At 49.1% G+C, this 24,288-nt stretch carries 20 protein-coding genes; 18 read left to right on the top strand and 2 right to left on the bottom strand.

Annotation, left to right across the window (positions count from 1 at the left end; all coding sequences use genetic code 11):
- Positions 1-37: 37 nt before the first annotated feature.
- From ACZCED_RS07525 to ACZCED_RS07490, 8 genes are all read left to right on the top strand, one after another.
- A complete protein-coding gene (locus tag ACZCED_RS07525; protein ID WP_462968045.1) occupies positions 38-868 on the top strand; it encodes a metal ABC transporter ATP-binding protein in 831 nt (276 codons plus the stop codon).
- Positions 869-871: 3 nt separating this feature from the next.
- The gene (locus tag ACZCED_RS07520) at positions 872-2,308 is read left to right on the top strand and encodes a metal ABC transporter permease (RefSeq protein WP_462968044.1); all 1,437 of its coding nucleotides are present in this window, start codon (positions 872-874) and stop codon (positions 2,306-2,308) included.
- 2 nt (positions 2,309-2,310) lie between these two features.
- Positions 2,311-3,609, top strand: a complete 1,299-nt coding sequence (locus ACZCED_RS07515; protein WP_462968043.1) for a metal ABC transporter permease — start codon at positions 2,311-2,313, stop codon at positions 3,607-3,609.
- 163 nt (positions 3,610-3,772) lie between these two features.
- Entirely contained in the window at positions 3,773-4,486 is a 714-nt protein-coding gene (locus tag ACZCED_RS07510; RefSeq protein WP_462968042.1) for an SDR family oxidoreductase, read from the top strand.
- 49 nt (positions 4,487-4,535) lie between these two features.
- A complete protein-coding gene (locus tag ACZCED_RS07505; RefSeq protein WP_464860535.1) occupies positions 4,536-5,753 on the top strand; it encodes an NAD(P)-dependent alcohol dehydrogenase in 1,218 nt (405 codons plus the stop codon).
- A gap of 25 nt (positions 5,754-5,778) precedes the next feature.
- Complete coding sequence (locus ACZCED_RS07500) at positions 5,779-6,648, top strand: MliC family protein (protein WP_462968040.1); 870 nt, start codon at positions 5,779-5,781, stop codon at positions 6,646-6,648.
- 335 nt (positions 6,649-6,983) lie between these two features.
- Positions 6,984-7,118: a hypothetical protein gene (locus ACZCED_RS07495; RefSeq protein ID WP_462968039.1), complete on the top strand. Its 135-nt coding sequence runs from the start codon at positions 6,984-6,986 to the stop codon at positions 7,116-7,118.
- Positions 7,119-8,232: 1,114 nt separating this feature from the next.
- Positions 8,233-8,709: an ecotin family protein gene (locus ACZCED_RS07490; protein ID WP_462968038.1), complete on the top strand. Its 477-nt coding sequence runs from the start codon at positions 8,233-8,235 to the stop codon at positions 8,707-8,709.
- Between the two features lie 704 nt (positions 8,710-9,413).
- On the opposite strand, the gene ACZCED_RS07485 is transcribed toward ACZCED_RS07490, so the two are convergent.
- Positions 9,414-9,659 carry a hypothetical protein gene (locus tag ACZCED_RS07485; protein ID WP_464860534.1) on the bottom strand — a complete coding sequence of 82 codons (246 nt, stop codon included), beginning with the start codon at positions 9,657-9,659 and terminating at the stop codon, positions 9,414-9,416.
- A 59-nt stretch (positions 9,660-9,718) separates the two neighbouring features.
- On the opposite strand from ACZCED_RS07485, the gene ACZCED_RS07480 reads away from it, so the two are divergent.
- The 7 genes from ACZCED_RS07480 (at position 9,719) to ACZCED_RS07450 (ending at position 20,115) form a co-directional block, all read left to right on the top strand.
- On the top strand, positions 9,719-10,783 hold the full coding sequence (locus ACZCED_RS07480; protein WP_464860533.1) for a TAXI family TRAP transporter solute-binding subunit: 1,065 nt from the start codon (positions 9,719-9,721) through the stop codon (positions 10,781-10,783).
- Positions 10,668-12,971 (top strand): hybrid sensor histidine kinase/response regulator, encoded by a 2,304-nt coding sequence (locus ACZCED_RS07475; RefSeq protein ID WP_464860532.1) that lies wholly within the window; start codon positions 10,668-10,670, stop codon positions 12,969-12,971. The genes ACZCED_RS07480 and ACZCED_RS07475 overlap by 116 nt, the downstream gene beginning before the upstream one ends.
- 509 nt (positions 12,972-13,480) lie before the next feature.
- A complete protein-coding gene (locus tag ACZCED_RS07470) occupies positions 13,481-15,340 on the top strand; it encodes a PocR ligand-binding domain-containing protein (RefSeq protein ID WP_464860531.1) in 1,860 nt (619 codons plus the stop codon).
- Between the two features lie 171 nt (positions 15,341-15,511).
- Positions 15,512-15,751, top strand: a complete 240-nt coding sequence (locus tag ACZCED_RS07465) for a hypothetical protein (protein WP_462968032.1) — start codon at positions 15,512-15,514, stop codon at positions 15,749-15,751.
- Positions 15,752-15,781: 30 nt separating this feature from the next.
- Positions 15,782-17,785: a methyl-accepting chemotaxis protein gene (locus ACZCED_RS07460; RefSeq protein ID WP_462968031.1), complete on the top strand. Its 2,004-nt coding sequence runs from the start codon at positions 15,782-15,784 to the stop codon at positions 17,783-17,785.
- A 67-nt stretch (positions 17,786-17,852) separates the two neighbouring features.
- The gene (locus tag ACZCED_RS07455) at positions 17,853-19,667 is read left to right on the top strand and encodes a chemotaxis protein CheA (protein ID WP_464860530.1); all 1,815 of its coding nucleotides are present in this window, start codon (positions 17,853-17,855) and stop codon (positions 19,665-19,667) included.
- A 4-nt stretch (positions 19,668-19,671) separates the two neighbouring features.
- Positions 19,672-20,115 carry a chemotaxis protein CheW gene (locus ACZCED_RS07450; protein ID WP_462968029.1) on the top strand — a complete coding sequence of 148 codons (444 nt, stop codon included), beginning with the start codon at positions 19,672-19,674 and terminating at the stop codon, positions 20,113-20,115.
- A 30-nt stretch (positions 20,116-20,145) separates the two neighbouring features.
- Here the strand turns inward: ACZCED_RS07450 and ACZCED_RS07445 are convergent, their stop codons facing one another.
- The gene (locus ACZCED_RS07445; RefSeq protein ID WP_464860529.1) at positions 20,146-20,679 is read right to left on the bottom strand and encodes a metal-dependent transcriptional regulator; all 534 of its coding nucleotides are present in this window, start codon (positions 20,677-20,679) and stop codon (positions 20,146-20,148) included.
- Between the two features lie 188 nt (positions 20,680-20,867).
- Between ACZCED_RS07445 and ACZCED_RS07440 the strand changes: the two genes are divergently transcribed.
- The 3 genes from ACZCED_RS07440 to ACZCED_RS07430 all read left to right on the top strand — a co-directional run.
- A complete protein-coding gene (locus tag ACZCED_RS07440) occupies positions 20,868-21,878 on the top strand; it encodes an extracellular solute-binding protein (RefSeq protein ID WP_464860528.1) in 1,011 nt (336 codons plus the stop codon).
- Between the two features lie 93 nt (positions 21,879-21,971).
- Positions 21,972-23,660 carry an ABC transporter permease gene (locus ACZCED_RS07435; protein WP_464860527.1) on the top strand — a complete coding sequence of 563 codons (1,689 nt, stop codon included), beginning with the start codon at positions 21,972-21,974 and terminating at the stop codon, positions 23,658-23,660.
- Between the two features lie 18 nt (positions 23,661-23,678).
- Positions 23,679-24,288, top strand: a 610-nt coding sequence (locus ACZCED_RS07430; protein WP_464860526.1) for an ABC transporter ATP-binding protein, incomplete at its 3' end; no start/stop codon positions are given.

The raw sequence follows: 24,288 nt of genomic DNA, 5'->3' as shown, positions 1-24,288 counted from the left end.
GCATCCGGCAATCCAACCAGGAAGGGCAAGCGCAGATATGGCTCAATCCCAGCAACCATCCATCCCATCCTCACCCGCAACGCCACTACCCGAGGAGGCGCCGCTTTGGGTCAACGACCTCACCGTCGCCTACCATCGCAAACCGGTGCTTTGGGACATCGATCTGACATTGCCCGAAGGCCGGCTGATCGCCGTCGTCGGCCCAAACGGCGCCGGCAAGAGCACATTCATCAAAGCCGTGCTCGGGTTGGTGCCCCGCGCATCAGGTTCGGTAACCATTTACGGCGAGTCCTATGAAAACCAGCGGCATTTGGTGGGGTATGTTCCTCAGCGCGAAAGTGTGGATTGGGATTTCCCGGTAAATGCGCTTGACGTGGTGGCCATGGGGCTATATCGGCGCATCGGCTGGTTCCGGCCGATCAGCCGATCCCACCGCCAGATCGCAATGGAAGCCCTGGAAAAAGTGGGCATGGCCAATTTCGCCAAGCGTCAGATCAGCCAGCTTTCCGGCGGCCAGCAGCAGCGGGTTTTCCTTGCCAGAGCCCTTGCCCAGGATGCCCAGCTCTATTTTATGGATGAACCGTTTGCCGGTGTGGACGTGGCCACGGAGCGGGCCATCATCGCCCTGCTCAAGGAACTCAAAGCGGCCGGCAAAACCTGTGTGGTCGTCCATCACGACCTTCAGACCGTGCCCACCTATTTCGATCATGTGGTGCTGTTGAACATGCGCCTGGTGGCCGCCGGTCCGGTCGACCCGGTTTTCAACGAAGAAAACCTCAAGAAAACCTATGGCGGCCGTCTCACCCTGCTGAGCCAGGCGCTGGATGAGGTGGCCAAAGGCCCTCACTTTCCTCCAACCCAAGGATGAGTCATGGACCTGAACGCTAAGGGGATCCGCCTGTCGGGCGCCGTGTTGCTGTTCACCCTGTTGGCCGTCTTCCCGGCTGACGCCCAGGCCGTTCTGGCGGATGAGCCGTTGGGTGACGTCATGCGGGTGTTCACCTTTCAAGACTACAATACCCGGGTGGTGGTGGTCGGGACGACGCTGCTCGGATTGGCTGCAGGGTTGATCGGCACCTTTTTGGTGCTGCGCAAGCGCGCGCTGCTCAGTGATACGCTCAGCCACGCCACGCTGCCGGGTATTGCCCTGGCGTTTATCGTCATGACGCTGCTGACGGGTGATGGCAAACAGCTGCTTCCACTTATTGTCGGTGCGGCGGTATTCTCCGTATTGGGCACCGTATCCGTGCTGGCCATTCAACGATTTTCACGCTTGAAGGACGATGCGGCGCTGGGCATCGTACTGAGCGTTTATTTCGGTCTGGGTATCGCCCTGATGGGCATGGCCACTCGCATGGACGCGGGCAACGCCGCCGGCCTGTCGTCTTTTATCTATGGCAAGACCGCGTCCATGCTGTTCTCCGACGCCCTTTTGATCGCCGTCACAGCCCTGGTGGCAGCCATTGCCTGCATCGCATTTTTCAAGGAGTTCTCCCTGATCTGTTTTGACGCCGATTTCGGTCAGACCCAGGGCTGGCCCGTGACACGGCTCGATCTTCTGATGATGACCCTTGTTGTCCTGGTAACCGTCATCGGTCTGCAGGCCGTGGGATTGATCCTGGTTGTGGCCTTGCTGATCATTCCGGCCGCGTCTGCCCGTTTCTGGACCCATCGTCTGCCCACGCTGCTCGGTCTTTCCGGTCTTTTTGGTGCACTGAGCGGTTTTCTGGGTTCGGGTATGTCTGCCTTGATGGCCAACCTGCCTGCCGGGGCCGTCATCGTCCTGGTTGCTTCCTTTTTTTTCATCATCAGCATGGTCTTCGGTTCGACCCGGGGGCTGCTGCGTCTGGGGCTGGATCGATTGCGGCTGCGACGCAAAATCATGAACGAAAACCTGCTCAGAGATTTGCACGAATGGGGGGAGTCGGTGACCGATGGCGACAAGCGGCCACCGCGGGCTGGAACGCTCATGCTCCGTCGGGCGTGGCCGGCGAGGGACCTGAAGCGGACCTTGCACCGGCTGAGTCGTCAGGGTCTGATCCGCCAGCCCAATGACGGGACGATTCGGCTCACTGAAAGTGGCGGGGCTGCCGCCCGTGAAGTCGTTCTCCGCCACCGGCTCTGGGAAACCTACCTGATCACCCATGCCGATGTGGCCCCGGGCATGGTGGACCTCAGCGCCGACCGCATCGAGCATGTCCTGGATCCGGACCTGATTCGAAGCCTGAGAACGCTGTTGGATTCCCAGCGGGAGCATGATCCGCCGCCCAGTCCCCACCGGTTGACCGATATGAAAGGAGCCCGCTGACCGTGGAATGGACCTTTATCGATACATGGATCGTGGCGGTCGGCGCCCTGAGCGCCGCCGCCTGTGCGCTCTTGGGAAACTATCTGGTCCTCAGGCGCATGAGCATGATGGGTGATGCAATCAGCCACGCCGTGCTTCCGGGGCTGGCGGTCGCATTTTTAGTCACCGGCAGCCGCGACAGCCTGCCCATGCTTTTGGGAGCCATTCTCATCGGCGTGGTGACTACCTTGCTGATCCAGAGCATCGATCGGCTCAGCGGACTCGATCGCGGCGCGTCTATGGGCGTCGTTTTCACTACCTTGTTTGCCATTGGACTGATTCTCATTCGTCAGGCGGCCGACCATGTGGACTTGGATCCGAGTTGCGTGCTTTACGGTGCGATCGAACTCACTCCGCTGGACACGATGCTGCTGTTTGGTCACGACATTCCCCGGGCCGCCGTTACCAGCGGGATGATGTTGCTCGTCAATGCGATATTCGTGATCGCTTTTTTCAAAGAACTTCGAATCACCGCCTTCGATCCGAACCTGGCGACCACGATGGGTATCAATGCCAACCTCATGCACTACGGTTTTATGACCCTGGTGGCGGCAACCACGGTCGCCGCGTTCGAAAGTGTGGGCAGCATTCTGGTTATTGCCATGCTTATCGTTCCCGGCGCTGCTGCACACCTGATGACCGACCGGTTGGGCAATATGCTCGCTTTGAGCATTGTCTTTGCCATTCTTTCGGCTGTCCTGGGACATGTGGGCGCCATTACCATTCCGCAATGGTTCGGTTTCCAGGACACCAGTACGGCGGGTATGATGGCCCTTACCACCGGCTTGTTGTTTCTGTTGGTATTTCTCTTTTCACCGCGCTATGGGGTGATTGGACGGGCGCTGGGCCAGCTTCACCTCGGATTGAGCATCGTCGGTGACGACATATTGGGCTTTCTCTACCGTTATCAGGAACTGTCAGCGCTGGAGACAGCGCCGGTTTCCATCAATGAGCTGCAGAATGCGCTGAAAGCCAAATCCACCGTCCGTCTGATGGCCTGGAGGCTCTTGCGGCAAGGATTGGTTCAATCAAGCAAGGAAATGCTGTCCCTGACAAACAAAGGCGAGCAGAAAGCAAAGGGATTGATCCGCTCCCATCGTCTATGGGAAACTTATCTTTGCAACGTTATGGGCTACTGCGATGAGGACGTCCACCGGCACGCTCACCATTTCGAACATGTCACCGATTCGCGTCTCCAGGAAAAACTGCGCGAGGTGACGGGGAGCCCTGATTTTGACCCCCATCAGCGATCCATCCCATAAGGACGAACCTTCTCGATTGAGCAATGGATTGGCGCCGGTCTCAAAAACAGGGTGAACCGGGTCTGTGCTGCCGGGCATCGACAAAACGGAACCGGCGGGTTTTCGCCAGTCACACCGTACACCCCATAGCGACAGATACAATACCATCACGTGGAGGTGCACAATGGACCTGAAAGGAAAAGTCATTCTCATTACCGGGGCCAACAGCGGCATCGGAAAAGCAACCGCCGAACTGCTGGCTGAAGCCGGGATGAAGTGCCTGCTCACCGCCCGCAACAAGGATCGGCTTGACCGCCTGGCAAAACGGTTGCCCGGTGCAGAGGTGGTCGCCGGCGATATGATCGACCCGGCCCTGCCGCCAAGGCTCGTCGATACCGCCATTGAAAAATTCGGACGGCTCGACGCCGTTTTCAACAACGCCGGGGTCATGAACATCGGCAGCATTGACGAGGCCGACCTCGAGGCGCTTTGCTCCATGGTCCGGCTCAACTTCGAGTCGGTTGTGCGTATGAGCTACGTGGCGCTTCGACACATGAAATCAAAGGGAAGCGGTTTTCTGATCAATACCTCGAGCCTTGCGGGGCTCAAGACCTTCCCCAACCTGGGCGTATACAACGGCACCAAGTTCGCCGTGGAAGCGTTGACCGACGCGCTGAGAATGGAGCTGGCCGGAAGCGGGGTCAAGGTGGCCGTGGTCGAGCCGGGCCGGACGAACACCAACCTCTTCGAACACTGGGCCGAGAAACAAAAGTTCGATCCGGCCCAGGGGATGCTGGCACCTGAAGACGTGGCCCGCTGCGTCCGCTTTATCCTCGAACAGCCCGACGAGGTGCTGATACCCCGCCTGCTGGTGGTGCCGGCAAAGCAGCCCCGGTAGTTCTTTTCGCCAGGCGAACAGATGGCGGTGGATCGGGCGGGAAATGGGGATGCGGAAAAGGGGTCGCCCGCTAAACGGCGACCCCCTTGTTAATTTTTCCGTTCCAGACTACTGGATTTTTACCAAAGCAATCGATGTCGCCATGCTTCCGCCTCCTTTGTTTTTCTTTGTCGCCGTTCTTAATCCTATGATAGTTTGGGTGCTATCCGAGGAAGAAACCCCTGCCCTCAGGGTGGATTTTGAAAAATTGAACGAAAACATCCCTGGACGCCTATCGATGAAAGCGGTTGTATACACAACATACGGATCACCAGATGTGCTTCAGGTCAAAACGGTTGAGAAACCAGTACCCAAAGCCGATGAAATCCTGATTCACGTTCATGCGGCAGAGGTGACAAAGGCTGACTGTGAAATGCGAAGCTTCAATTTCCAGGTCAAGTGGTTTTGGCTGCCTTTGCGGGTTGCATGGGGACTTAAACAACCAAAGAAACAGATCCTGGGCGGATATTTTGCCGGGAAGGTGGAATCCGTCGGTAAAGCGGTTTCGAAATTCAAGAAGGGGGACCCGGTTTTTGGGTCTGCCGGATTGCGGTTGGGCGCACATGCTGAATACGTATGTCTGCCGGCCAGCTGCACCCTGGCGCCGAAACCGTGCAATGTGAGCGTTGAAGAGGCTGCGGCGGTGCCTCTGGGCGGCTTGAACGCCCTTCACTTTTTAAGAAAAGCGAATATCCAAAATGGAGAAAAAATCCTGATAAACGGCGCAGGCGGAAGCATCGGCACGTTTGGGGTTCAGATTGCCAAATCGATGGGTGCCGAGGTGACGGCGGTCGACAGCACCATCAAAGAAGAAATGCTGCGCCGCATCGGAGCCGACCATTTCATCGACTATACAAAAGCAGACTTCACAAAACGCGGTCAGCAATATGACGTGATTTTCAGCATGGTTGCCAAAAGTTCCTATACCGGGTGCGTTAATGCCCTGACGCCCAAGGGGCGCTACCTGATGGCCAATCCGCGTATTTCCGACATGCTGAGGTCTGTTCTGACCTCAGCATTTACGGACAAGAAGGCGATTTTTGCCTTTGCCGGAGAAAAGGAAGAAGAACTGCTCGTTCTCAAGGAGATGATTGAAGCGGGTAAAATCAAATCAATCGTCGACAAGGTCTATTCGTTTGAGCAGGCTGCCGATGCTCATCGAAGAGTAGAGACTGAAAAACGGTTGGGGTCTGTCGTGATCGCTGTGGGAAAGTCAAGAATGCAATGAAAGCAGTTATACAGGAGGACCCTCGATGATCAGGTGGATAGCGATTGCCGTCACATTTATGGCCGTGTGCGCCCCGGCAAGCGATGATCGCCGGCCGGGCATGGCGGCGGGGACGCTCTGCTCCGATCCGTGGTACCGATTCATCGAAGCGAACATACCAACAGGCGACAACCACGGCCACGGGCCGGATGTCGGCACTGACGAATGGAAGTCGGTGATCGAGTTTAAGCTCGGGATTCGAGGCAATCCGGATCTACCCGGGCGTGACAGCCAAACCTGGTGCCGCCACATCGATCAGATGGTACGTGAAAGATTTGCCCCATCATCGGAAAATAATCAAAACCTGAATGGTTCGATCCTTTCAACGGGCCCTTCGTACGACTGTGACCAAGCAGGGGCCAACACCATCGAGGAGATGATCTGCAAGGACGATGATTTGTCCGCGCTCGATCGCAAGCTGTCTGCCATCTACTCCGCCGCAGCCAAGAAAGCGACCAACGCGCATCCGCCTTTTCTGAAGGCGGAGCAGCGCGGCTGGATCAAGGGGCGGAACGAATGCTGGAAGAGCGACGACCCGCATGCATGCGTCCAGGACGAATACCAACGTCGGATCGCCGAACTGCAGGCCAAGTATCGGCTGGTTGAGGGTATCGGCCCGGTCCGCTTCATCTGTGACGGGAATCCCGCCAATGAGGTCATCGTCACATTCTTTTCAACCGATCCTCCGACCGTGATCGCCGAACGCGGCGACAGCGTCTCGCTGATGTACCTGCAGCCCAGCGGCAGTGGCGCAAAGTATCAGGGCCGCAACGAGACCTATTGGGAGCATTGGGGCGAAGCGTCGATCACGTGGGGGGTTGGTGCACCGCAGATGAAGTGCAGGAAATCAGATTAGAACCTGATCAAAAATAGTCTAAGCGCCCATGGCAGCGTCAGGCAACGGCTAAACATGCTCACATACTTTCTGTATGCTGCGCTTTTTTCGCCGTTGCAAGCCTTGCCCTGAACACTGATCCTTATTTTCGAGATCAGGTTCTGACTGATGTTCGGGTATCCTGCAGGTTGGCGACGGCTCAGTCAGTTTACAATGAGTGGGTAGTTTTTACCTCTTACCATACGGTCAACCGGCTCACATTGTATATTTGGCTGGATGCTGTAATTTATTATCAACGAAACGGAAACATCCGTCAATCCAACAAACAACTAAATAAATTCCTGTGAGGTGATACCATGGCTGACGATAGAATTCAGGATTACTTTGACAACAAGAATGATGGACACGTTGACACCCGCGAAAGAAACTTCGAGTGTGAAAACAAAGACCCGAACCTGGGCTGTGACATGGGGATCGATGTTGCAGGTTAACTGAAAGGACGGTGCCCTATGATTGGAACTGCGATTACTCTGCTTACGCTGAGTTACTTCATCAACCGATGTATGACTGGCCGGACATCAGGAGCAACCTGTAAGATCTGAGGGCATGATTAACGGCAGAGCGTCGATATACCAAGAGCTATCATTTATCTCGCTGATCAGTTGGAACAATAAAGGCAGAGCCTCTAACGGGGCTCTGCCTTTTTCTGTTAGTGTCCAAACACCAACCTTCAAGAAAAACATGGTTTCCCGAATTGTTCTGAAATTGAACTCATGTTCCAGAGGGGGGTACTGAATGACGGGACTGATCTCAATTATGTATTTGGTTTGGAAATCGGCAACTACAGAGGAATAAAAAAAACTATCTCATGAAGGAGGTTGGGCTGGATTTCGTAGTGTGGTTGTCTTTTAACCTGAACAGAAATTTGGTGTGGCCGTATTGAGCAACATGACATAGAATGATCGGTTTTTCGATAGTACCTAATTCTCAGCAATCAGAAAAGATAACGGTTAACCGGGGTGAAGCCGATTAACCGTTAAGGAGGAGTACAGATGAAAAATTATTAGGTTACATACTTGCAAAGCAAATTCTTTGCCAAGTTTGACGGAACTCGATATTGTGATGATTGAAATAATTAATACCTATCTATAACAATATGTTAAGGTGATATCAGCCGATTGCTCTTTCTGGTGGGCTTGGCTGACGACATAAGTTTTTGTGAAAAATATTCACGACTATAAACCCTTTTTTACTCAACAAAAGCGTAAAGCGTTGTATTTATATTTACAATTGTTTAATTGGAGAAAATTCAAGATTTTGAACTTTATATGGCCATTGAACGATAATCTTAATAACACACCGAATATAATGTAATTTTGCAGTAGCGAATCTTGAACTTCTTCTGAAAAGGGTAAATATCTCAACTGAGCAAATCTGATGCTAAAAGATGATTCTGGTTAATGATAGTCTATTCTTCAAATCGTTGGGGGTGATGAATATAGCCCTAATAACTAATCGGTATTTCAGGAAGGAAGGAAAATTAGATCATTTAAGATGCAATATGCACATATTGCGTGGATAAATAACCTCACAGCGGAGAAAAAAATGAAAGTCGCGTTAGCAGTTACAGCTATATTTTCCACATTAATCGCATTTACAGTATACGGCGGAGATAATATGAGAGCGTTTCCACCTCCTGATAAGGGGCAGATCCGTTATGTCATCCAACTTGCCGAACAAGATGAGGAATCAAATTATCAGGTTGAACTGATTGTTGGCCAAACCGTCAAGATTGATGAAAGCAACCAATACTTTTTCGGTGGTCAAATTAAGAAAGAATCCATCGTCGGCTGGGGTTTTACGCGCTATGTGGTCAGCGAGTTGGGGCCAATGGCTGGCACACTGATGGCCGTTGATCCAAACGCACCGAAGGTGGACCGATTTATCCGCCTCGGCGGAGAGCCCTACCTAATCAGATATAATAGCCGTTTGCCTGTTGTGGTTTATGTGCCCGAAGGCGTCGAAGTCCGGTTTCGGATCTGGCAGGCAAATCCAAAGTCCTATAAGGCTAATGAAGGTTGAACAGTTTACTTTCTTGCCCAAACGAATAGAAAATTTTTAGAATACAGGATACTGGGAACATTAATGGATAAAGCGCATATCCCAATTGACCCTGACCTTCATGCTGAGCTTAGCGCATACTGCGATAGCTGTGGCATTCGGTTTATCGATTTTGTTGAAGATGCTTTGGAGCAGGCGATTAGATTTGAAGAGATTAGATAGTGTGTTTTGATCCTTCGTCAGTGCTCGGCGACCAACATTAAATGGCATTTTTCGAATTTGTGAGAACTGATAAAACGATTGAAACAATTCATTTATTCCGCGTGATGAGGTTATGCCAATAAAAATGGGCCGACTTCTCAGAAGTCAACCCATTAGAATAAAAAGGAATTATTCCAATGACAACATTCCTTGTGAAATATTGTCACCGTTCGTTGTGGGATTGACATCATTCGAGAGAACCCACATACACTGTAAGCTCCAACGAACGGTGACAATGGGGGGCTTGAAATCATTGACAATATTAACCGAGTCACAACGAAAAATGGCAACGACCGCTAATGAGTTTTGTCAATATCCGGTGATTTTCCACCATCATTTGTCAATTTCCGATTCATTGTTGTAACCATCTGTAATTAAATAATAAATAAACTATCGAAATTTCTATCTTTTGTGATGAAAGGACTGCATTCCCGATCGGTCTATCGCCTTTCCGAATAGCCGCCTCATTTGGGATGCCAGACGGTCGGGGCAAGAATGATTCTCTGTTCATTACGCAGGCTGATCTTTTCAGCAAGCACCTGTCGATCGATCCAATAGCGAACTACAGTTCCCGGTTCCATTTCATTTACCCAAAAACACCCGCAAGATAGTGAGCCCCTTGCTATTTTCTTAGAAATTCCCCTAAGATAAAGAACAGGTAATGCCAGAATTGCTCTTTTTTTGCACACGTTGGTTTTTTCTACAGGCATTCAACACGAATGCTTATTCAATCGTTATAAAACCGGTGTAATCGAAAGAGGTTCAAACAATGTCGATAAAACCGCAAGGCGCAATACGGCATATAATTGAAAAAATTTTTTTACTAAAGTCGAAAACCAATAAATGTATATGGCTAATTTTATTGGTTCTATTTCTGACAACATCTTCTAATGCCGAAGAACCCAATCTTTTTCGCATCGGAACAGGGGGGCAGACAGGGGTTTATTATCCAATTGGTAAGATCATCGCTCGGGGCTTGACAAGCGACACGTCAATTGAGGAATCGGGTAAACCTGGCGAAAATGGCGTACCAGGGTACATCGGTGTTGCCCAAAATTCCGCAGGTTCAATAGATAACGTCATAGGCGTCGTCTCTGGTACGATTGAAGCCGGATTGGTTCAGGCAGATGTTGCCGCCTGGGCTCTTGGGGGGGATCGGATATTTACAGGTAACGACCGGGCCAAATCCATTCGGGCGATTGCCAGCTTATATCCGGAAAAATTCCAAATCGTCACTCGGAAAGACGCCAACATAAGAAATGTACATGATCTTCGAGGAAAAAGAATCTCTATTGATGAAATTGGTTCCGGGACATTGGCTGTTATGCGCATTGTTTTGGAGGCATACGGCATGAACGAAAATGACCTTTTACCTGTTTATCTGAAGCCGGTCTTTACGCACGAGAAGATCGTCAGCGGCGAGCTCCAGGGGTTTGTCATGATGGCCGGTGCACCCATGGCGGCAGTCAGCCAGCTATCAAATATCGGAATCTCACTTGTTCCCATCCTGCCTGAATTCGCCGCCCGGATTGAAGTGAAGTACCCTTATTTGGTGCCCGGTCAGATACCGGCCAACGTATACCCCGGCATTCCGGAGATACCCACGATTCAGGTCCACGCCCTTTTGGTTGTCAATGAATCAATGGATGATGTGTTGGTTTATCAAATTACGGCTGCCCTGTGGTCTCATCGGATGAACTCCATGTTTGAGACGGGGCATGCCCAAGGCAAGTCGATTACACCGGCAACCGCTTTGGTGGGCATCTCGATACCACTTCATCCCGGAGCAGAAAAGTATTATCAGGAATATTCTAAACGCTTTAATGGCCTTTAAAGCAATGAAGAATGGTCGTCCATTTTCTCAGAATCTACTGTGGTTTTTCATGACAGTGGTTATTGGCGGGATGATAACAATAGGCATCTTGACCAATATCACCCTGCGTTCAATCGAAAAAAATCTTCCGAATACCCTCCTTTCTGAACTTAATGACCTTTCTTTCGTGCTTGAAGATCTTGCGGTGGTCGTTGCTGCTGCGGATCAAGCCAGGACCCAACCAAGCACAAAGCATTTAAATCTTCTGAAAACCAAAGTTGATGCCGTCTACAAAGAAATCATTGGTCTGCGGGAGTCTTATGTATTTGACAATATGGTAAAAGCGTCCGCTTTTCACGCGGTCGTTGCCCCGGCAATTGCCGATTTGCAGATCTGGCTATCTGATGGTGTTTCTGGGTACGGTCCTGAGACCAAGCAAACGTTAACAATTGCATGGATACGAATTCAGGAAGCCTATCACAAATCTCGGGGACTTATCCGCGAATCCAGAATCAGCGCTCAAAAAATTTTAGAAAACCAGAGGAGTAGACTTGATCGATTTTTGTTGAATGTCAATCTGCTATTTGTGTTGGCCATAATCATTACCTTCAGCATGGTCTGCTTGTTGGTCCGACAATACCTGCTTCAGCGCAGGGAATCTATTGCACAGACTGAACTTCGGAACCAGCGAGACCTCCTGGACAGCTTGTTCGAGAATGTGATGTTGGGGGTCACTGTGTGGAATCAGGAAGGCGAACTGCTGCTTTCGAATAGGGGCTTTTCCGATATTACCGGATATTCCAGGGAGGAAATCAAAACTTTAAAAGACTGGTTCCCGAAAGCCTACCCCGATCCTGAGTATAGGGACATGGTACTTGCTGACTGGAGAATGTCAACGGGCCAAAAAAGTGTCATCCGCGAATTCAAGGTCACGTGTAAAAATGGCGAGGTGAAAGATATTGAGTTTCGGGGCACTTTCTTACCAGATGGCAGGGCATTGGCAACCATGTCCGACATCTCCGACAGGAAACAAACCGAAAGGATGATTCAGGAAAGTCAGGAGATCAAAGCAAGATCCAGGAAGATGGAATCGTTGGGTCTATTGGCGGGTGGTGTTGCACATGATTTGAACAATCTTTTATCGGGTATCGTAAGTTACCCGGAACTGCTCTTGTTGGATTTGCCGGAGGACAGCAACCTTCGAAAACCAATTCAGACTATACAGGAATCTGGGCAGAGGGCTGCTGCTATCGTTTTGGATCTTCTGACCGTGGCAAGAGGTGTTGCTACAACTAAAGAACCCACGAATCTCAATGATTTGATCATTGATTACTTGAAGTCACCTGAATATGAAAAACTCAAACAGTTCCATGAAAGCATCAAAATTGAAACCAATCTGGATAACAATGTATTCAATATCAATGGGTCTCAGGTTCATATCCGAAAAGTTGTTATGAATTTGGTTTCCAATGCAGCGGAGGCAATTGAGAAAAATGGCAAGATCACGATCTCAACCCAAAATCGGTATATCGACAAACCTTTTCGTGGGTTTGATGATTTCCATGAAGGCGAATATGTAGTTCTCTCTGTTTCCGATGATGGTTCGGGAATTTCAAAAGAAGATTTAGAGAGAATCTTTGAACCGTTCTACACAAAAAAAAAGATGGGACGAAGTGGCACCGGTTTGGGCTTGGCTGTGGTTTGGAATGTGGTTCAGGACCATAAAGGGTTTATCGATTTGAAAAGTGGGGCCAACAGCACAACTTTTGATCTGTTTTTTCCGGCAACCAGAGAAGCTATCTCCGATAAAAAATTGCACAAGCCGATAGAAGATTACAAAGGAAATGGGGAAGTAATTCTGGTTGTTGACGATATCGAAAGTCAAAGGGAAATTGCCATGAAGATTTTGGAAAGATTGGGATATTCGGCAATCTCTGTGTCCAGCGGAGAGGAAGCAATTGAATATTTGAAAAAACATGAAGTAGATTTGCTACTCCTGGATATGATTATGGACCCTGGTATCAACGGACGAGAGACATATGAAAGGATATTGGAAAACAACCCAAACCAAAAGGCAATCATAGCAAGTGGTTTTGCTGAAACAAATGATGTTAAAAAAGCTCAACAGCTGGGTGCGGGGAAATATATAAGAAAGCCATTTACGTTAGAGAATCTTGGCATCGTAGTGAAAGAAGAGCTCGGAAAATAATTTTCATGAAGAATATGCTACAAATGTGTCTTATTTGGGTGTGATACAACCTCGAAAATTTGCTGATGAAACAGAATCGAGAACTGGCCAAAGCGTTGGTGGACAAACAAAAACTGCTTGATGAGATCAAGGTGCTTCGGGAGTTATTACCTATTTGCAGTGCCTGCAAGCGAATCCGTGACGATGATGGGAAGTGGTGACCCTTGGACATCTACGTCAGGGAGCACACAAACTCAGACTTTACGCACACCATTTGTCCAGATTGTAAGGATGTGATCTATCCCGAATTGAAGAAATAGCGGTTTACGTAAATCGCTTCCTATTATACCCTATCTACCAACCCAAAGCTTCCCTTAGAAATCAGTATCTTCCTTTAAGAAAACCCACCATCGGCCGAAAATCACTATAAGTATGGTATGTAGAGTGAAACCGATGGATGAATTCCCTGCTCGGGTAATCATGCCCGTAAGACACAAATAATGAATAAAATTGATAGGTAAATAATGAGCTTGATCATAGATGAATTGATTAACGTAGACCGCCTCCAGAGTCTTTTCGATGCATTTTATTCGGCAACGGGGATTTCGGCATCCATTATTTCGCTTGATGGAAAAATTTTGATTGGCTCAGGCTGGCAGAAGATCTGCACTGATTTTCACCGTAGACACCCCGAATCTGAAAGAATGTGTATTCAAAGTGATATTAAAATTAATGATGAATTATTGACTGGGACTGGATGTGCGATTTACCAGTGCCCTCATGGGATGATCGATGCAGCTGTACCAATTATCATTGACGCTCAACATATCGCCAACCTGTTTACCGGTCAATTCCTGTTCAAATCTCCGGATGCAATTACTATTGAAGAATATAAGCAACGGGCAATGAAATGGGGGTTTGATGAAGACGCTTATCTTGAAGCGCTGTCAGCTGTGCCCATTTTGCCGGGAAAGCGGATCAAATCCATTTTACATTCTCTGAAGCAACTTGTAGAAATGATAATCGAATTCGGTTTCAGCCACATGAGGCTGAAAGAAAGAAAAAATATTATCGCCGCTGCGCAATCAACACTCATGAAAGAAATTTCACGTCGAGAAGGCGAAACCCAAAAGTCGGCCCAGATTATAGAAGGAAGCCCTATCCCCACCTTTGTCGTTGATACCGAGAGCAAAATCACCCATTGGAATAAGGCCTGCGAAATCCTGACAAATATTCCGGCAAGGGATATGATCGGCACCGACAAACACCGCGAGGCCTTTTATGCTGAACGCCGGGAACTGATGGCCGACCTTATCGTAAAGAATGCGAGCTCCAATGAACTTGCCAAATTCTATGGTAATAAATTCAGCAATTCCGGTTTGGTGCGCGAGGGCTACCAAGGCGAGGATTTTTTTCCGAAGCTAGGGGAAAACGGCAAATGGCTGTTCTTTACTGCAGCTCCGCTAAAAGATAAGGAAGGCAGGGTGACCGGTGCCATCGAAACCCTTCAGGACATCACCGATCGACGAATTGCGGAGCAGGAACTTCGGGCCAGCGAGTCCCGCTACCGTCAGCTTTTTGAATCCGCCAATGATGCCATCTTCATACTCAAGGATGGGCTTATCGTGGATTACAATCAAATAGCGTCGGAGATGTTTAACACTAACCGCAAAGCAATGATTGGTCTTTCCCCTTTGGAGCTTTCACCGGAGATCCAACCCGGTGGAGAGTTCTCAAAGGATGGAATTATTAAAAAACAAGCAGTTGCGCTAAAGGATGTGCCCCAATTCTTTGAATGGCGGTTTATCAGAAAAAACGGTTCTCAATTCGACGCGGAGGTCAGCCTTACCCGGTTCATGATTCTTGATTCACCCCACGGAATAGCAATTGTTCGGGATATCACTGAACGAAAAACAATGATCCACGCCCTTCAAGAGCGGCAAAGGGAACTGGATGAAAAGAGCAGCTATCTTGAAAAAGTCAACCAGGCTTTGAAAGCTTCCCTTGATCATCGGGAGATTGAAAAACGGTCTGTGGAAGAAAATATGTTCATTAAATTAAAGCGCTTCGTATTTCCCTATCTCGAAGAACTGGACGGGTGCAAAATCAGTGCTGATGCCAAGGCATATGTGAATATCATCAATACCAATCTGAACGATATCGTCTCCAACTATTCAAAAACCGTATTCGCCAAATATATGAATCTTACCCCCACAGAGATTCGTATCGCCGATTTTATCCGTGACGGCAAGAATTCCAAGGCGATTGCCCAAATGCTTGGACTCTCACCGAGTTCAGTGCAATGGCATCGGAAAAACATTCGCGAAAAGCTTGGATTGACCAATAAGAAAGTCAATCTTTACAACTACCTGGCTTCACTTGGCGATTAAATAGCTCCTCGGCACAGACCATAACAGGTGTTTTTACCCCCCATTTTACCCCGTTTCTTTCATCCTTAAGCCCCCATCTCCTTTGCCGATACAAAAGAACAATAGGCGTGTTGCTTTGAAAAAAGACCGGAACATCTGCACACCAAGACCATATTTGGAGGCCCAAAGAAGATGGGGATAAAGAATGCAAGCTTTGAAGACACGACGGATGATACTGGGAAAACCATATTGAATGCACTCCAAGTAATCAACCGGCATCTGGCAGTGATCAATGGCAGGCTTGAGATGCTTTTGCTCTCGGACCTTCCCGAATATGTCATGTCTGATCTGATTAAAGCATATCAGGCTGAAAAAGAGGCCAGTCAAATTGTCCATGGCTTGAATCTGTTCTGCCATAAGTCATTTTATTAATGTTAACTTGATCTGCAAGGAGCAACTGAAATGAAAATCAATCTTCAATCCATCTCTTCGAAACTGATTATGGGTGGTCTGGCCGCCGTTCTGATACCCATGGTCATTGTGGGTTATCTTTCCTTTTCCAAAGCTGAGACCGCCCTTTTGACACTATCTGAAGGACAAGCCCAGGGAATTGCATCGGATTTAGCCAGAATGACCCGTAATACCCTGGAAACTGAAAAGGACAAAGTTGCAGCAATGGCAACGCAAAAACCGATTGTCGATCTTGTCGCCTCAGTGAAAGCATCCGGAATTGAAGCATCCAGCCAGCAAGCCGAAGCGGTCTTCGAGTCGCTGAAGCGACAATTTGCACAAATGGGCGATCATTACCAGGGGATCTATATCTCCGATGCAACAGGTCAGATATTCAACGGCGTTCTGGAAAATGGAGATGTTTATAAAGGGATTAACATCGCTGATCGTGAATTTTTCGTGCGAGCCAAAAACAGCAATGCTCCAATCATCAGCGAAATGACCATTTCCAAGGCGACTGGAAAACCCATTGTCATGGCGTGTGTGTCGATCAAGTCAGACGGTGGCGCGTTCCTCGGCGTATTGGGAACCGTAATCAAAGCGGAGTATTTTGCAGACCTCATCTCCGGCAGGAAAATCGGCGAAACCGGCTACGGTTATATGATCGATAAAGACGGATTAATCCTTGCTCACCCGAAACCTGAATATGTGCTCAAGTTAAACCTTACCAGCGCAAAGGAAATGGAATCCATTAATAACCAAATGATGGCCGGGAAGTCCGGCGTGGAGCAATACATTTTTAAAGGCACACCTAAAATTGCCGGTTTTGCCCCAGTGGGCATAAACGGTTGGTCTATCAGCGGGACCCAGAACCAGGATGAGTTTCTAGCAGCCTCACGGTCTATCCGTAATTCAAACATGCTGGTGACTGTTATTGCCGGTTTGATCACGGCCATCGTCATCCTCTTTGCCGCACGAACCATCGTAAGACCGATTAATGCAGCCGTTGCCGGTCTCAAGGACATCGCCCAGGGCGAAGGCGACCTAACCATGCGTCTGGAAGCCACCAGCCGGGACGAAGTCGGTGAACTGGCCAAATGGTTCAACGTGTTCATCGAAAAACTGCAGGGCATCATCAAGGAAATCACTAACGGCGTTCAGACCCTGTCTTCATCGTCAACTGAACTTTCAGCAATCTCTGAACAGATGACCCAGGGCATTCAGAATGTATCCGACAAGTCCAACACCGTATCCGTCGCGGCTGAAGAGATGAGCGCCAACATGAACACCGTGGCCGCGGCCATGGAGCAGTCGTCCACCAATACGAACATGGTGGCCACGGCATCCGAAGAGATGTCCGCCACGATTGGCGAAATCGCCAAAAATGCAGAAAAGGCCAGGGGGATATCCGATGAGGCAGCCCACAAAGCTTCAAGTGCCTCGACCAACATGGATCAATTGGGTGCTGCAGCCAATTCCATCGGCAAAGTCATCGAGACCATTACCGACATTTCCGAACAGGTCAACCTGTTGGCCCTCAATGCCACCATCGAGGCGGCCCGCGCCGGTGAAGCCGGCAAGGGCTTTGCGGTTGTTGCCAACGAGATCAAGGAATTGGCCAAACAGACTGCCGCCGCTACCCAGGATATTAAAGAAAAAATCGAAGGAATTCAGGGGACCACGTCCATGACGGTGGGACAGATCACTGAGATCACACAAGTCATCAACGATGTCAATGATGTGGTTGGCAATATCGCAACTGCCGTCGAGCAGCAATCCGCTGCCACCAAGGAGATTGCCACCAACGTGGCCCAGGCATCCCAGGGCATCCAGGAAGTCAACGAGAACGTCAACCAGAGTTCGTCGGTGTCCGGTGAAATTTCCAGAGACATCGCCGGTGTCAGTGTATCCATGAATGAAATGTCCACCAGCAGCAGTCAGGTCAATCTCAGCGCCCAGGAGCTTTCCAGCCTATCAGAGAATCTTAAGCATCTGGTGGATCAGTTTAAAATTTGATCCATTGACGAGCAGCGGGAACAGGTGAAATAGGTTCCCGCTGTTTTTTATTCATACGAGGACAACCATGCAAACCCTTAATGAAAACACCAATGTTAGCATTGAAATCACTGCACTTGATGCGTTGATGAATCTGGCAGGAGAACTGGTTCTGGGCCGCAACCAGTTGCTGCAAGCCATCAGCGCCGACGACAAACGGCTTCTGGAAACAACAAGTCAGCGCATCAACATGGTGACCTCCGAAATTCAGGAGCAGATCATGCGCACGCGTATGCAGCCCATGGGGATGCTTTTCGACAGGCTTTCCCACGTCGTCAGAGATCTTGCCCTTCGATCCGGAAAACAGGTTGACCTCTCTGTTGCTGGTGAGGATGTCGAACTTGATAAAACGATCATGGAAGCTATCGAGCAGCCATTGACATGGATGATTCGAAAGGTGGTTGATCAGGGTATTGAATCGGCCGAAATCCGCAAGGATCTGAAAAAGCAAGAGCAGGCAATCATTCAAATCAAGGCTTGCCATGAAGCCGGTCAGGTCAGCGTTGAAATCATCGATGACGGAAAAGGCATCGATCCAGATGCAATCGTTCGCAAAGCTATCGAAAGCGGGCTGATTTCAGAAGAAATGGCAGTTGAAGCCATTTCCGAGCCCGATAAAATGAAGTATATTTTTTTGCCGGGACTGTTCGCTGACCAAAAAGAATCCAACCCTTTTGGTCAGGTGGCCGGTATTGATGAGATTAACTCCCGCCTTGAAAAGGTCGGCGGCACCATAGATGTAATTTCTAAATTGGGACAGGGAACACATGCCCGCATAAAACTGCCGCTGACACTGTCCATTATACCAAGCCAGATTATCAAACTGGGTGAGGAACGTTTCGCGATCCCCCAAGTGAACCTGAGCGAACTGTTAAGGATTTCGGCCAACCAGGTCAAACATACCATTGAAAAGGTTGGGGATGCCAGTGTGATCCGGCTGCGGGGCGAACTGCTGCCGTTGATCAATCTTTCCGAGATTCTTGGGGTTGTGCGTTCTTTTAGACATCCATCTGATGGACTTCTTCACCCGGAGAAACGTCAAAGCATTTCCGATCGAAGATCCAAAAACCATGCAACTCCGGAAACGGACTATGACGGGCGGGAACGACGCCTGGATCAGGACCGACGATACCATGCCCATAGTGCGCTGAACATCGCCGTGGTTTCGACCGGTAAATATAAATACGGTTTAGTGGTCGATGAATTGAACGACTCGGAGGAGATCGTTGTCAAACCGCTTGGAAAACATTTGAAAGGATGCACCGGTTTTGCCGGTGCAACCATTATGGGTGACGGGAAGGTTGCATTAATTCTTGATGTGGCCAGCATCGCTGAAATCACCAAGCTGAAATCGGATAGCCACAATAAACCATCCAAACACATCAGCAGTATTGAGAATGTGAAACCGACTGAAAACGCTTCTTCACAGTCCCACTTGTTTTTCTGTAGTTCCGAGAAGGAGCGATTTGCTGTTTCGTTAGACATGGTTGAACGCATCGAAAAGATCGAAGCCACAAAAATTGAAATCGTTGGCGGGCAACGGGTGCTTAAATACCGTGGCGGAACGCTGCCGCTGATAGCTTTGGAAGATGCCCTTTTGGTCACTCCGCTTCCGGAGAGAAATCATTATCTGGTGATCTGTTTCAACATCGACGGAAAAGAAATCGGTGTTCTTTCAACACCACCCATAGATGCTGCCGAAGTAGAGATAGCCCTGGATACAAAAACGCTGAAACAGCCCGGAGTGATGGGGTCGGCTTTATTAATGGAGAAAACGACGCTGATACTCGACATTCAGCAAATTATTGAAATTGTTAAACCCGATTTTTTCAATGAGGCGTGAGTCAATGGATAGATCCCGGAACATCAGAAAATTTGAGGTTTCAGAATATGCGACCTTTTATCTAAAGGATGCGCTATGTGGCATTTCACTTTCAAATATTCAGGAGATCAACAAGCCATCAGCATTGACTGTCGTCCCCCAATCGCTGGATTATGTTATGGGGATTATCAATCTGCGGGGTAAGATCGTAACGGTGATTGACACTGGGAAGCTTTTTGGTCTATCCGCGATCGACAATAGTGATGACATGCGAACCATAATCGTTAATGCCGATGAGGAATCTGTGGGTCTGATGGTCGATCGAATCGGAAATGTAGTCACCGTTGATCCGAGCGAGATTGAAGCGCCACCGGCCAACATCGGTGATGTTCCCGGAAAATGTTTCGATGCGGTGTATAAGACTGATGATCAGTTGGTCGGGCTGTTGTCTTTGCAATCGATATTTTGAACGACCTGGACTGTCTTTACTTCAAAGAAATTATTTTCTTTCATGGGCAACATTAGTTTTGTACCGATTCAAGCAATTTTCTAAACACTCCGGACAATTGGCCTCGGCGATTTTGTTTTGCGTATAGAAAGTAGTGAAGTTGCTGATCCAATCCTCCCCGGTACGGGGGCATTGATATATGTATTCTATAAACTGAACCAACCGGTTGATCGCAATTTTGTCCATGGAGTGCTCCATGCGGCAGGCGTTCTCCTCGGCTTTCTTTTCATCCAATAGAAGTACGCACTGTAAAAAGTCCTTAACCACATGATGCCGTCTCAAGACTTCCTTTGCGATGGTTTCGCCTTTTTTTGTGAGGGTAATAAAGCTATAAGGCTTGTAATTGATTAGCTTTTTTTCAGAGAGTGTTCGTAATGCCGAAGTAACTGTCCCGCTGAGGACACCAATCTTTTCAGCAATATCTTTCACCCGCGCCACTTTATTTTCATTTTGGAGGACCAGAATGGTTTCAAGATAATCCTCTAAATTTTCCGACAACCCCTCCATCGTCTCAGCCCCTTCCATCTTGGATTCATCTTTTCATAAAACACAAATGGCACAATTTATTCAAAATGTCAAAAATTTATTGCCATTTAAAAAAATGTCGTTGACTAATTAAAATGTTTGACATATCAAACATATTAATCGAAGCGTGCTTATGTTAAAGGTGTCTAAAAACATTATAAATAATATAAAAAGGAGATTCTGTTTCGATGAACCAATTGAACCGCAGCGCAATTCTGCTCATTTCATTGTTCGGTATTATCGCTTATGCGACAACAGCATTCAGCCAAGAGCTCGTTGTTTACTCCGCCCGCAACGATCACCTGATCAAGCCGGTATTTGAACTTTATAAAAAAGAGACCGGCGTCACCATCAAGTATATTACGGATAAGGCACCTGTGTTGCTCCAGCGAATCAAGGCTGAGGGAAGCAACACACCGGCAGATCTGCTGATCACGGTCGATGCAGGCAATTTATGGCATGCCGCCAAGGAAGGTGTGCTCCACCCGGTGGAATCGGAAGTGCTGGCAGCCAACATTCCCAGTCATCTGCGTGATCTTGATAATCGATGGTTTGGCCTGTCATTGCGGGCAAGGACAGTCGTGTACAGCACTGAACGCGTTAAAACCGGTGAGTTGACCACCTACGAAGACCTGGCCAATCCTGAATGGAAAGGGCGACTGGTCCTCAGGACTTCAAAGAAGGTATATAATCAGTCCCTCGTCGCCATGTTGATCAAGGAACACGGCGTAACAAAGACGGCTGAAATCGTTAAAGGCTGGGTGGACAACCTTGCGGCACCTCCGTTTTCAAACGACACCAAGACGATGGAGGCCATCATCGCCGGTCAGGGTGACGTGGGAATTGTGAATACCTACTACTTTGGCCGCTTGGCCAAAGTAGATCCAAATATCCCCATCGCACTGTTCTGGCCGAATCAGTCTACCGGAGGCGTCCATGTAAATGTATCCGGAGCCGGGGTTGTGGCCGCGTCTAAAAATAAAGATAGTGCCATCGCTTTCCTGGAATGGCTTTCAACTGAGAGCGCCCAGCAGATATTTGCCGATGTGAATATGGAATACCCGGTCAACCCCAACGTTCCCATTAACCCTACCGTCGCAGTATGGGGGTCGTTCAAGCAAAGTGAAATCAACCTGGCGAATGCCGGTGAAAACCAGACGGCTGCCATTCAGTTGATGGACCGCGTGGGATACAACTAATTGGTATAATATGTTATTTATCTAAATGCGCGTGCCCGCTAATGTGAAATTTAAACATGGCAGATGGGGGCATGGGCAGCTTCAAATCGTGCCATGACCATATCTATTTGTGCACCAGACAGTAAGCTTCAATACCGTTCAGGAAATACCCTGCTGAACTGGCTGCGGGCGATGTTGAGCATTAGAGCCGTTGCCGTGATTGCGGCATGTGGTGTTTTGTTGCCGCTCCTGGTGATCGCCTCTTCCATCCTCCAGCCGGAAACCAAGATCTGGCAACACATCGTTGACACGCTTTTACTTGAATTGCTGAAAAACACCTTTGTTTTGAGTGTGGGTGTATTGGTGGGAACCTTTTTTATCGGCGTTGGGTCGGCATGGTTGACAGCCGTGTGTGAATTTCCTGGACGATCATTTTTCAACTGGGCGCTGGTGCTGCCACTGGCGATGCCGACTTACGTGCTGGCCTTTGTTTTTATCGGGCTGCTGGATTTCTCTGGTCCCGTACAGACGTTTCTTAGAGAGCAGCTTAATCTTTCAGCAAATTGGTTCCCCAATATCCGCTCAGCCGGGGGTGTCATCCTTGTCATGTCGTTGGCGTTGTTTCCGTATGTCTATCTGCTGGCACGCAATGCGTTCGCAACCCAGGGCAAAAGCGTTCTGGAAGTGTCACGTGCCCTTGGGCATAGCCCCACAAAGGCATTCTTCAAGGCGGCCTTGCCCATGGCCAGGCCCTGGATCGCCAGCGGCATGATGCTGGTGCTGATGGAAACATTGGCCGATTTCGGTGCGGTGTCCATATTCAATTACGATACCTTTACCACCGGCATATACAAGGCCTGGTTCGGCTTCTTTTCACTGAACGCCGCCGCACAACTCTCTTCCATGCTCCTCGTATTCGTCTTTCTAATCATCATCGTCGAGCAACGGATGCGCAGCAAAATGCAGTTCCATCAGGTGGGGAAAATATCGCTTGCAGCGAACCGACTCAGGCTAGAGGGGTGGAAAAAATGGACGGCCTGCATTTCACTGATGTCGATCGTATTAATTGCGTTTGTCATTCCCTGCCTGCAATTGATCGCCTGGTCCACGGCCACGATATCCGTTGAACTGGATGGCCGTTACTTCGGGCTATTATTCAGAAGTCTGCTGTTTTCCTCAATGGCCGCTGCATCGATCACCTTTCTTGGAGTGTTGTTGGCCTACATCCAACGCCAACACACCGATCTTTTTACGAAATGGCTTATCCGGCTATCCACGATGGGATATGCCTTGCCGGGAACGGTGCTGGCAGTGGGCATCGTCATCATCGTCAACTGGGCCGACAAACCGATGGTCTGGATGTTCAGGGAACTTTTGGGCATCGAGTTGTCTTCAGTGTTGAACGGCACCATTGTCGTTGTTCTGTTCGCGTATACGGTTCGTTTTCTGACTGCAGGATTCAACACCATCAACAACAGCATGCTTCGAATTACCAGGAACATGGATGAAGCCGCAACCCTGATCGGGGTTACCGGTATCGACCTGCTTAGACGCGTCCACATCCCCATCCTGAAAAACGGTCTTCTTATCGCTGCGATGCTGGTATTTGTGGATGTGATGAAAGAGATGCCGATCACACTGATGACGCGTCCATTCGGGTGGGATACCCTTGCGGTCAAAGTGTTTGAATTGACATCGGAGGGCGAGTGGCAAAGGGCGGCATTGCCATCCATCACCCTGGTAGCCGCAGGTTTGATCCCCTTGATGCTGCTTAACAAAAAGGCTGAAGGGGCAACGTTTTAATGATAAAGGAACATGAAAATGTCGATGGCGCTACAGATAGATTCGATTTCAAAAGCCTTTAACGAAAGATGTGTGATCAGCGCGTTATCGCTTGATCTTGAGAAAGGCCAGATTGGTTGTCTGTTGGGAGAGAGCGGTTGCGGCAAAACCACTGCGTTGCGCTGCATGGCCGGATTCGAACCCGTTCACGCGGGCATTATCCGAATAGACGGGCAGCTGGTATCAAGCCCAACCAGGCAGGTTCCTCCTGAACTCAGACGGCTGGGAATGGTTTTCCAAGATTACGCCCTCTTTCCCCATTTAACGATTGAGAAAAATGTTGCATTTGGTCTCAGCCATCTGCCAGCGAAAGAAAGAAATAATCGCGTCGGGAAGATGCTCGATCTGGTCGGATTGACCGGCGAAGCTGGAAAATACCCCCATGAATTGTCCGGCGGCCAGCAGCAACGCGTGGCTCTGGCCAGATCCCTGGCACCCAATCCGGAATTATTGCTTTTGGATGAACCCTTTTCAAACCTCGATGTTGCTTTGCGGGAACGGCTTTGCATCGATGTGCGCAGCATACTCAAGGATATCGGTGTCAGCGCCCTCCTTGTGACCCACAATCAGCATGAGGCCTTTGCCATGG

This window comes from Desulfosarcina sp. (genome assembly GCF_055467485.1).
The sequence above is the reverse complement of the archived record's forward strand: the minus strand, read 5'-3'. Positions and strand labels throughout refer to the sequence as shown.